Origin of the sequence: Chromobacterium vaccinii (assembly GCF_000971335.1) — a bacterium.
GTDB classification, from domain to species: Bacteria; Pseudomonadota; Gammaproteobacteria; order Burkholderiales; family Chromobacteriaceae; genus Chromobacterium; species Chromobacterium vaccinii.
On sequence record NZ_JZJL01000081.1, the window covers coordinates 1 to 10,420 of the forward strand.

The window sequence follows — 10,420 nt, forward strand, 5'->3', positions numbered from 1 at the left end:
GCGTCGCGCGCCCAGGCGACCGCGTGGCCGCGCCGCGCCAGCGAGCGGGTCAGCACCATGGCGAAGGCTTCGTCGTCGTCTATCAGCAGGAAATCGCTCACGCCCCCTCCTCCAGCGGCAGTTCGATGCGGGCGTGCACGCCGCCCTCGGCGCGGTTGTCCAGGCTCAGCGTGCCGCCCAGCCGGGCCAGCGTGGCGTGGCTGAGCATCATGCCCAGCCCCAGGCCGGCCGGTTTGGACGAATCCAACGGCGCCAGCCCGGCGCGCGCCAGCTGCGCCTCGCTCAAACAGCCCTGGCGGTTGACGATGTCCAGCCGCAGCCGGCCGCCGCTCAGGCTGGCCGACACCGCCACCTCGCCGCCGCCGGCCTCGGCCGCGTTGTTGACCAGATTGAACAGCGCCGGCCAGAACGCGGCGTCCAGACTCACCAGCGGATCGTCGCCGTCCGGCGTCCGCCACTCCAGCCTCACGTCCGGCCGCAGGCTGCGCCAGCCTTCCAGCCGCTCGGCCAGCGACGCGAACAGCGGCTGCGGGCCACCGCGGGATTCGGAGCCGTGCTTGAGGCGGGACAGCGTTCCGCGGCAGCTGGCCAGCTGCGCGCGCATCAGTTCCAGATCCTGGCGCAGCGCCTCGTCATCCTGCCGCTCGCTGAGCAGCTCGTCCACCAACAGCGTCATGGTATTCAGCGGCGTGGACAGCGAATGGGCGGCGCCGGCCGCCTGCATGCCCACCGCCAGCAGCTGCTCGTCGCGCAGCTGGGTTTCGCGCGCCTGCGCCAGCGCGTCGCCCTGATGGCGCAGCTGGCGGGCCAGCCAGGACACGAAGCCGGCGATAAGGAGCGCCGACAGCGCGAAGGAAATCCACATGCCGGACAGGTGCAGATTGAAGGCGTAGGCGGCGTTGCCGCCGTTCAGCGGCCAGTCCAGATGCCACTCGAACAGCAGGCCGTACGCCGCCACGCTGAGCGCCGCCAGCAGCCAGGCGAACCAGCCCGGCGACAGCAGCGCGGCGAACAGCACCGGCGGCAGATACAGCGAAGCCAGCGGATTGGCCGCGCCGCCGCTGAAGGCCAGCAGCTCGGTCAGCACCAGCACGTCGCATAGCAGGCCCAGCCGCAGCGCCAGCTCGGCCGGCAGTCCCCAGGCCGGCAGGCGCGGCAGCAGCAGATTGACCAGCGCCAGCGTGCCCAGCGCCTGGCCGACCAGCAGCCACGGCAGCTCCACCCGCTCCAGCGCGCAACCGGCCAGCATCGCCGCCGCCAGCCACAGCATCAGCCAGCGCAAGCGCCGCACCCGCGCGCCGGCCTGCGGGGCATCCCCCGCCAGCGCCGGCGCCAACATCGCATTCCTGTTCATGGGGGGCACTTTACCACCAAGCCGGCCGCGCGGCGGCTGCGACACTTTGCCGCATTGGTCGGCTCGGCGGCTTCCACTACCATCCCCGGTCAATAATTCCAACACAAACCCGTTCCGTGATGACAATCCGCTATCTGCTCCCCCTGCCGCTCGCGCTGGCCGTCGCCCATGCCTGCGCGGCGGAAATGCCCGCCTTCATCGGCGAAGAAGTGCTGGTGACCGCCAGCCGCCTCGACCAGCCGCTGCAACTATCGCTGGACCCGCGCGCGCCGCGCCAGCCGGCGCCGGCCGCCGACGGCGCCTCGCTGCTGAAGAACATTCCCGGCTTCAACGTCGCCCGCAAGGGCGGCAGCTCCGGCGATCCGCTGCTGCGCGGCCTGGGCGGCTCGCGGCTGGCCATCCTGGCCGACGGCGGCTTCGTGTTCGGCGGCTGCGGCGGCCGGATGGACCCGCCCACCGCCTATCTGTTCCCCGACGCCTACGACGTGGTGGATGTGGTCAAGGGTCCGCAAAGCGTGAAGCTCGGCCCCGGCCTGGTGGCCGGCGGCGTCAATTTCGAGCGCAAGACGCCTCGCTTCGACCAGCCCGGCGTCCGCTTCAACGGCAGCCTGCTGGGCGGCAGCGGCGACCGCAACGACGCCTACGCCGACTTCGCCGCCGGCTCGCAGTACGGCTACGCGCGCATCCTGGCCAGCCGCAACCACGGCGGCGACTATCGCGACGGCGACGGCCGTCCGGTCCACTCGGCGTTCGACCGCGACAGCCAGACCGCCATCGTCGGCCTGACGCCGGGCCGCGACACCACGCTGGAAGTCTCGGCCGACCGCAGCCGCGGCCAGGCCGCCTACGCCGACCGGATGATGGACGGCAGCCAGTTCGACCGCGACGCCTGGGGCGTCAAGCTGGAGCAGCGCCGGCTGGCCGGCTGGCTGGACGCGGTGCGCCTGCAGCTGAACCACAGCTATGTCGACCACGTGATGGACAACTTCTCGCTGCGCCCGGCTCCCAAGATCAAAAGACTGGGCAACCCCGACCGCGAGGCCGACACCGGCCGCCTGAGCGCCGACCTGGCCTTCGGCGACTGGGAAGTCACCACTGGCGTCGACTGGCTGCGCGACCGCCACCGCAGCCGCGGCGGCGTCGATTACCAGCTGCAGCCGCGCCTGCCGGACATGAGCTTCGACAACCAGGGCCTGTACGCCGAGGCATCCACCCCCCTTGGCGCGCAGGGCAGGCTGATCGCCGGCCTGCGCCGGGATGTCACCCTGGCGGTGCAGGAAGCCGCGTCAAATGGCGGCATCCGCGCGGAGAACCGCTACCACATGGACTCCGGCTTCGTCCGCTACGAGCTCAAGACCGGCGGCTGGACGCATTACGTCGGCCTGGGCCAGGCCCAGCGCGCGCCCGACTACTGGGAGCTGAACCGCCACGACGGCCTCGGCAAGGAAAGCAATCTGCAGCTGGACGCGGGCCTGCTGTACCAGGACGACAAGCTGCAGGGCTCGCTGTCCGCCTACCTGAGCCGCGTCGGCGACTTCATCCTGGTCGACAACAACAGCCCGCAGATGGCGCGCAACGTCGACGCCCGCCGCTACGGCCTGGAAAGCGAGGCGCGCTGGCGCTTCGCGCCGCAATGGACGCTGTCCGGCAGCGTGGCCTGGGTGTGGGCGGCCAATCTGGACGACGGCCGGCCGCTGGCGCAGACCCCGCCGCTTGAGGGCAAGCTGGGCCTGAAATGGGACAACGGCCGCTACGGCGCCGGCGCCGCCTTCCGCGCGGCGCAGCGCCAGGACCGCGTCGCGCCCGGCCAGGGCAATATCGTCGGCCAGGACATCGGCGCGGCGCCCGGCTTCGCCACGCTGTCGCTGGACGCGGGCTGGAAGATCAGCAAGCGCTTCAAGCTGCTGGCCGGCATCGACAATGTGTTCAACCGCAACTACGCCGAAAGCGTCAGCAAGGGCGGCGGCATGGTGGCCGGCTACACCCAGACCACCCGCGTCAACGAGCCCGGCCGCACGCTGTGGACCAAGCTGCAGGTCGAGCTGTAAATATCCGCCCGTCCTCTCGTCTCGGGGCTTCCAGTCTGCTAGGCTGGAAGCCTTTTTCACGATGGCGGCGGCATGAAGATTCCCTATTTCAAGATCCTGGCCTGCGGTCTGACGCTGTTCATCCTGCTCGGGCCGCTGGTGGCGCTCTTGGCCAGCGGCGTGGTGCCGATGATGGCCTACCTGATGGGCGCGGTGCCGGCGCTGGTCTTCGGCCTGCTGCTGTGCCTGCTGCGCATCGCGATGGCCGGCGCGGTGGAGCGCTGGCAGCGGCAATGGCCGGCCTGGCTGCTCGCCGTCGTCGCCTTCGCCCCCGGCGCGGTCAGCGGCAGCACGATCACGCTGCTGTACGCCCGCATCGCCGAACCCTTGCTGTACAACGACTCGATGACCCTGTACCTGGGCGCGATGGCCGGCGGCGTGTGCAACGCGCTGTTCTGGCGCATCCGCTTCGGCGCGCCCGCCAACCCGCCCCATTGATAGCGAGAAGCCCATGCCCCATTGCGTGATCGAATGCTCGGCCGAGATCGCCGGCCATCCGGATATCGACCGACTGCTGCATGCCGTCCACGAAGCCGCCGACGCCAGCGGCCTGTTCCAGAGCGCCGACATCAAGGTCAGGCTGCAGTCCTACGACGATTTCCTGGTAGGCGGCCGCGACCAGGATTTCGTCCACATCGCTTGCCATATCCTGGCCGGCCGCGACGACGACCAAAAGGGTCAATTGGCGGACCGGCTGGTTCGCGCGGTCTGTGAACGGCTGCCCGGCGTGCAATCCGTCAGCTGCGAGGTTCGCGACATGGCGCCCGCCGCCTACAGCCGCCGCGACAAGCTGCGGGCTCTCGGCTGAGCAAAAAAAAAGCCCGCCGGGTCATGGCGGGCTTGCAACCTTTGTCTGCCGGACGCCTGTCGCGCCCAGCCCTCACAGCATACCTCGGCGCGGCGCGCCCCGCCTGCGGCGGATTGTCGCAGTCAGGCCCGCTCCAGCCTCGCCTCCAGCCCGCCATCCGGCCGGTTCTTCAATGCCAGCCGCAGACCATGCAATTCCGCGATGCGCTCGACGATGGACAAGCCCAGGCCGCTGCCCGGCTGTTCCTGGCCGGGCGGGCGGAAAAAGCGCTCGCGCACCCGCTCCAGCCATTCCGGCGCGATGCCCGGCCCCCGGTCCAGCACGCTGACCGCATCCTCCTCCAGCCTCAGCTCCACCACGCCGTCGGCCGGGCCATAGCGGCAGGCGTTTTCCAGCAGATTGCGCAGCATCAGCCCCACCAGGGTCGGGTCGCCGGACAGCGGCAGCGCCTTTTCCGGCGGGCAGCGCCAGTCCAACCGCCATTCCACGCCGTCGGCAGTCGCCGCCAGCTCCGCCATCAGGTTCTCGGCCAGCCGCCCCCAAACCACCGCCTCGCGCTGCCTCGGGCTTTGCAACGGGTCCAGCCGCGACAAGGCCAGCAGCTGCTCCACCAGACGGCCGGCGCGTTCAATGCCCAGCTGCAGCTGCGACAAGGCGTGGCGCCGGCCGCCCTCGTCCGGCGTCAGCGCCAGCACTTCAGCCTGCACCCGCAGCGCCGCCAATGGCGTGCGCAGCTCGTGGGCGGCGTCGGCGGTGAAGCGCCGCTCGTGCTCCAGCATTGTCCCGATGCGGACGAACAACGCGTTCAGCGCCCGCACCAGCGGCCGCACCTCCTGCGGCACCTCGTCCGGCACCGGGCTGTTGTCGTCCGGCGCGCGCGCGGCGATCGCGCCGGCCAGCCGGCGGAACGGAGCCAGCTCGCGGCGCAGCGCGAACAGGATGGCCAGCAGCATCAGCGGCAGCCCTATCATCCAGGGCAGCAGCTGGGCCTTGACCACGCTCCACACCATCTCCTGCCGCAGCCCCAGCTTCTGCCCCACCGCCACCATGCGCGAACCGTCCGGCGCCGGCAGATAGAGCAGACGCCAGTCGTGATGATGGTCATGGCCGATGAAATCGTGGAAACCGCGCCGCGCCGGCTCGTAGTCGAAACGGCGGCCGCGTCCGTCGCACAGCACCTGCCGCCCCTGCGCGTCCCAGATCGCCAACCCCATGTCGTCATTGTCCATCCGCCCCTTGTCGGCGCCGGCCAGCAGGTGCTTGAGCTTGGGCGGATCATCCGGCCGCATGCCGTGCACATCTATCGCCAGCAACTGGCGGGCGAACTGCGCCATCTGGGTGTCGAACAGCTCGTCCACCTCCCGCTGGGCCAGCCACACCGCGGCCGCCGACGCCGCCAGCCAGGTGGCGGGCACGATCAGCAGCAACACCAGCATCAGCCGGGCCTGCAGGCTGCGCAGCCGCGTCAAGCCGGCTCTCCCAGCGTGTAGCCTATGCCGCGCAAGGTGCGGATGAAGCCCGCGCCCAGCTTCTTGCGCAAATGGTGGACATACACTTCCAGCGCGTTGCTTTCCAATTCCTGCCCCCAGCCGTACAGTTTTTCTTCGATCAGCTCCCGCGGCAGCACCCGGCCCTTGCTGCTGAGCAGCAGCTCCAGCAGGGCCAGCTCGCGCGCGGTCAGTTCCAGCGGCGCGCCGTCCAGCATCGCCGTCCGCGCCACCGGGTCCAGGCTGAGCCTGCCGTGGCTGAGCAGCGGGCCGCACTGCCCATGGCGGCGGCGGGTCAGGGCGCGCAGCCGCGCGGCCACCTCGGCCAGCGCGAATGGCTTGGCCAGGTAGTCGTCGGCGCCTGCGTCCAGCCCGCCGACCCGGTCGGCCAGCGCGTCGCGCGCGGTCAGCACCAGCACCGGCTCGTCGCGGCCGGCACGGCGCCAGGCGGCGAGGATGTCCATGCCGTCCATGCCCGGCAGCCCCAGATCCAGCACCACCGCGTCGTAGGGCGCGGCGGGCAATGCGGCCAGCGCCTGCCGGCCATCTCGCAGCCAATCCACCGCGAATCCCAGCTGCCGCAGGCCCATCTGCAGGCCATCGCCTATCTGCGCGTCGTCCTCCACCACCAGTATCCGCATCCGTCCTCCCGCTATCCGCCGCAGCGTCCTTTATCCCACTGATAGCTTAAACCATGCTTAAGCGCCGTCCCGATCCGCCCATATTGTCATTGAACGGCATAGGACTATTCACCTTCCCGTCAACAAAACCTCATTTCCCTGTCACGTCGCCATAGCAGCATGGGACGTCATCCCGGCCCACGGACCTGCCATGCAGCCAGATACCGCTTCCGACGCCTCCCGCCGACTGCGCAGCATCTGGATTTCCGATGTCCACCTCGGCACCGCCGGCTGCCGCGCCGAACACCTGCTCGACTTCCTGCGCGAGCACGAATCCGAATACCTGTATCTGGTCGGCGACATCGTCGACGGCTGGCAATTGAGAAAATCCTGGTACTGGAAGCAGAGCCACAACGACGTGGTCCAGAAGCTGCTGCGCAAGGCGCGCAAGGGCTGCCAGGTGATCTACATCCCCGGCAACCACGACGAGGCGGCGCGCCAGTACTGCGGGCTGAACTTCGGCGGCGTCGCCATCCGCCACGAGGCCGAGCACTTCACCGCCGACGGCAAGCGCCTCTTGGTGCTGCACGGCGACGAGTTCGACGGCGTGATCCAGTACGCCAAATGGCTGGCCTACGTCGGCGACAATCTGTACACGCTGATCCTGCAGCTGAACCGCGGCTTCAACTGGGTGCGGCACCGGCTGGGCCTGCCCTACTGGTCGCTGTCGCAATACCTGAAGCACAAGGTGAAGAACGCGGTGAACTTCATCAGCCAGTTCGAAACCATCCTCGCCGGCGAGGCGCGGCGGCGCGGCTTCGACGGCGTGGTGTGCGGCCACATCCACAAGCCGGAAGTGCGGATGATAGACGGCATCCTGTACGGCAACAGCGGCGACTGGGTGGAAAGCCTGTCGGCGCTGGTCGAGCATCCCGACGGCCGGCTGGAAGTGCTGCACTGGACCGCGCTGACCGCCGGCGCGTCCATCGAGGAAGCGCCAGAGCCCATCCCTTCGGAGGAATCCACATGCGCATCATGATCGTCACCGACGCCTGGAAGCCGCAGGTCAACGGCGTGGTCCGCTCGCTGACCGAAACCGTCCGCGAGCTGGATGGTTTCGGCCACCAGGTCAACATGATCACGCCGCTGGAATTCCGCACCATTCCCTGCCCCACCTACCCCGACATCCGGCTGTCGCTGCTGCCCTACCGCCAGGTGGCGCAACGCATCGCCGGCTTCGCGCCTGACGCGATCCACATCGCCACCGAGGGTCCTCTGGGCCTGGCCGCGCGCCGCTTCTGCCTGCGCGAAGGCCTGGCCTTCACCAGCGCCTACCACACCCGCTTCCCGGAATACATCCACGCCCGCTGCCGGCTGCCGCTAACCGCCAGCTACGCCTGGATGCGGCGTTTCCACAACGCCTCGCAGGCGGTGATGGTGCCCACCCGCTCCATCGCCTCCGATCTGGAGGCCCGCGGCTTCGACAACGTCAAGCTGTGGAGCCGCGGCGTGGACACCGAGATGTTCAGCCCTGGCGAGCGCCAGCGGCTGGACGAATCCAACCCGCCCCGCTTCGTCTACATCGGCCGGGTGGCGGTGGAGAAGAATATCGAAGCCTTCCTGAAGCTGGACCTGCCCGGCAGCAAATGGGTGGTCGGCGACGGCCCGCTGCTGCCCCGGCTGAAACAGCAATACCCCGACGTGTACTTCGCCGGCGTGTTCCCGCAGCAGGAGCTGGCCCGCTTCTACCGCGCCGCCGACGTGTTCGTCTTCCCCAGCCTCACCGACACTTTCGGCCTGGTGCTGCTGGAGGCGATGGCCTGCGGTGCTCCCGTGGCCGCCTTCCCGGTGGCCGGCCCGCTGGACGTTGTCGGCGATTCCGGCGCCGGCGTGCTGGACTGGGACCTGCGCGCCGCCTGCCTGAAGGCGCTGGAACTGGACCGCGGCCATGTGCGCCGGGTGGCCGAGAGCTACTCCTGGCAGGCCGCCAGCCGCCAATTCGAATCCCATCTGCGCCCCAACGCCGCCGCATCCGCCGGACTGAACCCCATCGCCGATTAAATGCGCCTTGCCTCATCAGCTGTAAGCGCTATATTTCAAAAATCGAAGCACGCGGAAAGCTCGGATGCCTTTGGCGAGCTTGTCCGGCGGACCCGCGCATGAATTGGCATTGCGACCGCGCCCACGCTATGGAGCGGCGGTCGGCACTGGAGGTGTCTGCAATGCCCAACGAGCATCCAGGACGGATGCATCTCTCCGCGGCCCCAGGCAAGCCTGCCTTCATCGCGATTGACGGCCCGGCGCATGGGCAGTACCGGCAGTACCCGGAAGCGATATTTCCGTCCAAGCGCCCGTCGCGGGCGCATCATCGATGCGCCGGCCAGAGCGATGTGTTCGCAGCGCCCTGCTTCAGGGTGGCGTGCAGGTTTCAGCGCACGCCTTGTCGCAGACAGGCCCGCGCCATGGACGATTCAGGCAGCGCGGCCGCGATGTAAAATCCCCCTTGATTCATTCAGAGGGCGTTCCGGCACCGGGACGCCCTCTTTGCTTCAGATCAAGCGCTGCCCGCTATAGCACGTCCAAATAACGGAAAGCGATAAAAAAATCAGCAAACAATCTTCCGCACGCTATGCGCTGTCAGTTACCATGCTGCAACCGCGCGCCACGGCCTGGACAATCCGCTAGGCGCCATTCACGATCGCGTCTGCCCCGGTCCCACGCCGGCGCGGCGCCGTCCCAAGCACAGGCAAGCATGCCGCCATACAACACCCGAAGCCGCACGAACAAGCAGGGGGCGGGCAAACGGGTTAGAATCTTTGCAGCGCAATATTGTCCGATCTTTAAATTTTGTGAGTCGCACGAGCTTATGTCCTCTCCTAATCTGACCGCTGAAAAGGTCCTGTCCGTCCATCACTGGAACGACACGCTGTTCAGCTTCACCTGCACCCGCGACGCGGGCCTGCGGTTCATCAACGGCCAATTCGTGATGATAGGCCTGGAGGTGAACGGCAAGCCGCTGATGCGCGCCTACTCCATCGTCAGCTCCAACTACGAAGAGCACATGGAGTTCTACAGCATCAAGGTGCAGGACGGCCCGCTGACTTCCCGCCTGCAGCACCTGCAGGTCGGCGATACCGTCATGATCAGCAAGAAGCCCACCGGCACCCTGGTGCAGGACAACCTGCTGCCGGGCAAAAACCTGTACCTGCTGTCCACCGGCACCGGCCTCGCCCCGTTCATGTCCATCATCAAGGACCCGGACGTGTACGAGCGCTACGACAAGGTGATCCTGACCCATGGCGTGCGCTGGGTCAGCGAGCTGGGCTACCACGACTACATCACCAAAGAACTGCCGGAAAACGAATTCTTCGGCGAGATGGTGCGTGAAAAGCTGATCTACTATCCGACCGTCACCCGCGAGCCGTTCCGCAACCAGGGCCGCCTGACCGACTTGATCACCAACGGCAAGTTGTGCGCCGACATCGGCCTGCCGCAGCTGAATCCGGAACACGACCGCGTGCTGATCTGCGGCAGCCCGAGCATGCTGCACGATCTGTGCGAAATCCTGAACGGCATGGGCTTCAAGGAATCCCCGCGCATGGGCGAGCCGGCCGATTACGCGATCGAGCGCGCCTTCGTCGAGAAGTGATCCATCCGTCCGCCCCGCGCAGACGCGAAAACGCGAAAACGCCCCGCAAACTAAAATGCGGGGCGTTTTTTTTGCCCGTTCCCGCCTTTCCGGCGAAACGGTGAACAGAACGGACGTCGACAAAAAACAAGGGGAGGCGCGAGCCTCCCCAGTTTTTATGCGAGCCAGACTGCGGTCTGGTTTTTTACTTGGCGGCCGAAGCGGCAGCCTTATGAGCCTTCTTGGCGTGAGTCTTGTGAGCCTTCTTGGCCGGAGCCGAAGCGTCGGACTTGGCAGCCTGGGCCTTCTGCGCGGAAGCTTCCTTCTTGGCGGCGTGCTTCTTGGCATGCTTGTGGGCAGCCTTCTTGGCCGGGGCCGAAGCGTCGGACTTGGCGGCCTGGGCCTTCTGCGCGGAAGCTTCCTTCTTGGCGGCGTG

At 68.0% G+C, this 10,420-nt stretch carries 10 protein-coding genes; 6 read left to right on the forward strand and 4 right to left on the reverse strand.

The annotated features are described in order from the left end of the window. Positions 1-97: 97 nt before the first annotated feature. Entirely contained in the window at positions 98-1,354 is a 1,257-nt protein-coding gene (locus VL52_RS21905; RefSeq protein ID WP_046159031.1) for an ATP-binding protein, read from the reverse strand. 119 nt (positions 1,355-1,473) lie between these two features. Between VL52_RS21905 and VL52_RS21910 the strand changes: the two genes are divergently transcribed. From VL52_RS21910 to VL52_RS21920, 3 genes are all read left to right on the forward strand, one after another. Continuing rightward, a complete protein-coding gene (locus VL52_RS21910) occupies positions 1,474-3,402 on the forward strand; it encodes a TonB-dependent copper receptor (RefSeq protein WP_046159032.1) in 1,929 nt (642 codons plus the stop codon). A 72-nt stretch (positions 3,403-3,474) separates the two neighbouring features. After that, positions 3,475-3,879, forward strand: coding sequence for a hypothetical protein (locus VL52_RS21915; RefSeq protein WP_046159033.1), 405 nt, complete (start codon positions 3,475-3,477; stop codon positions 3,877-3,879). Positions 3,880-3,892: 13 nt separating this feature from the next. Further along, the gene (locus tag VL52_RS21920) at positions 3,893-4,249 is read left to right on the forward strand and encodes a 5-carboxymethyl-2-hydroxymuconate Delta-isomerase (RefSeq protein ID WP_021475449.1); all 357 of its coding nucleotides are present in this window, start codon (positions 3,893-3,895) and stop codon (positions 4,247-4,249) included. A gap of 122 nt (positions 4,250-4,371) precedes the next feature. Here the strand turns inward: VL52_RS21920 and VL52_RS21925 are convergent, their stop codons facing one another. Continuing rightward, on the reverse strand, positions 4,372-5,718 hold the full coding sequence (locus VL52_RS21925) for an ATP-binding protein (RefSeq protein WP_052717465.1): 1,347 nt from the start codon (positions 5,716-5,718) through the stop codon (positions 4,372-4,374). After that, positions 5,715-6,377, reverse strand: coding sequence for a response regulator (locus tag VL52_RS21930; protein ID WP_046159034.1), 663 nt, complete (start codon positions 6,375-6,377; stop codon positions 5,715-5,717). The genes VL52_RS21925 and VL52_RS21930 overlap by 4 nt, the downstream gene beginning before the upstream one ends. Before the next feature lie 190 nt (positions 6,378-6,567). Here VL52_RS21930 and VL52_RS21935 point away from each other — a divergent pair, with 190 nt between their 5' ends. The 3 genes from VL52_RS21935 to VL52_RS21950 all read left to right on the forward strand — a co-directional run bounded on the left by VL52_RS21935 (position 6,568) and on the right by VL52_RS21950 (position 10,005). Next, complete coding sequence (locus VL52_RS21935; RefSeq protein WP_046159035.1) at positions 6,568-7,395, forward strand: UDP-2,3-diacylglucosamine diphosphatase; 828 nt, start codon at positions 6,568-6,570, stop codon at positions 7,393-7,395. Further along, positions 7,383-8,417: a glycosyltransferase family 4 protein gene (locus VL52_RS21940; protein WP_046159036.1), complete on the forward strand. Its 1,035-nt coding sequence runs from the start codon at positions 7,383-7,385 to the stop codon at positions 8,415-8,417. Before VL52_RS21935 ends, VL52_RS21940 begins: the two co-directional genes overlap by 13 nt. A gap of 805 nt (positions 8,418-9,222) precedes the next feature. Further along, positions 9,223-10,005, forward strand: coding sequence for a ferredoxin--NADP reductase (locus VL52_RS21950; RefSeq protein WP_021477531.1), 783 nt, complete (start codon positions 9,223-9,225; stop codon positions 10,003-10,005). A gap of 184 nt (positions 10,006-10,189) precedes the next feature. Here VL52_RS21950 and VL52_RS25120 read toward each other — a convergent pair. After that, positions 10,190-10,420 (reverse strand): hypothetical protein (locus VL52_RS25120; RefSeq protein ID WP_046159038.1); only part of this gene is annotated, 231 nt, incomplete at its 5' end.

Bases quoted from the DNA above. Each gene is read 5' to 3' on its own strand.
- VL52_RS21930 (WP_046159034.1), bottom strand. From the start codon at position 6,377: ATGCGGATACTGGTGGTGGAGGACGACGCGCAGATAGGCGATGGCCTG.
- VL52_RS21935 (WP_046159035.1), top strand. From the start codon at position 6,568: ATGCAGCCAGATACCGCTTCCGACGCCTCCCGCCGACTGCGCAGCATC.
- VL52_RS21905 (WP_046159031.1), bottom strand. From the start codon at position 1,354: ATGAACAGGAATGCGATGTTGGCGCCGGCGCTGGCGGGGGATGCCCCG.
- VL52_RS21915 (WP_046159033.1), top strand. From the start codon at position 3,475: ATGAAGATTCCCTATTTCAAGATCCTGGCCTGCGGTCTGACGCTGTTC.
- VL52_RS21950 (WP_021477531.1), top strand. From the start codon at position 9,223: ATGTCCTCTCCTAATCTGACCGCTGAAAAGGTCCTGTCCGTCCATCAC.
- VL52_RS21920 (WP_021475449.1), top strand. From the start codon at position 3,893: ATGCCCCATTGCGTGATCGAATGCTCGGCCGAGATCGCCGGCCATCCG.
- VL52_RS21940 (WP_046159036.1), top strand. From the start codon at position 7,383: ATGCGCATCATGATCGTCACCGACGCCTGGAAGCCGCAGGTCAACGGC.
- VL52_RS21910 (WP_046159032.1), top strand. From the start codon at position 1,474: ATGACAATCCGCTATCTGCTCCCCCTGCCGCTCGCGCTGGCCGTCGCC.